General features: G+C 59.4%; 1 protein-coding gene. It reads right to left on the bottom strand.

The genetic code is table 11. The annotated features are described in order from the left end of the window. Nucleotides 1-572 (bottom strand): transposase (locus tag ACFO3S_RS27925; protein WP_378103049.1); only part of this gene is annotated, 572 nt, incomplete at both ends.

Raw genomic sequence — 572 nt, 5'->3', positions numbered from 1 at the left:
CTCTCCCGGAGCATGCCGTACTCGTTCAGGGTGTAGATCGTGGTGCAAGCGCCAAGAATAAGGCTGCTGAGCGCCTGAACGGGAGCGTGGGCGTTGTTGCATCGGAAGCGGTATTCGTAATAGTAATAAGGCCGGCTCCATGCGGGGATGCGGCGGCCGTAGTAGGTCCGAATGAAGGCGCGAGCCTTCCGGTACATCATCAGCATGGCCCGCCTTACGATCGGCAGCTGAGCCGAGCGCTTCTCCCGGTTCCAGAAGTCCAGCAGAGCCGTGTGCTCCGACTTGTGCATAGCCAGGCGAACCTTGCGAAGCAGTCTGGCCGCCGTGCGATGCTGAATTCGCAACGTGAGGGCAAGCCTTCGGGCGGAGCACCGCCGTCCGGAAGCGACCCAATAGAAGGCGATCATCCAGAAGCGCAAGGGCAGCTTCGTGCGATGCATCAGCGTATTGGAAGTAATAGAGGTCTGGGTCTTGCAGTGGGCGCATTCGTAGACGTTGCGCGTCTTGATCAAGCAGTACTTGGACTCGCCGCACTTGGTACAAATAAAGCCGCGAGGCCACCGAACGGCAAA

It is taken from the genome of Cohnella hongkongensis (genome assembly GCF_042654645.1).
Lineage (GTDB): Bacteria > Bacillota > Bacilli > Paenibacillales > Paenibacillaceae > Cohnella > Cohnella hongkongensis.
Note: the sequence above shows the minus strand (reverse complement) of the source record. Positions and strands in the feature narration are given on the sequence as shown.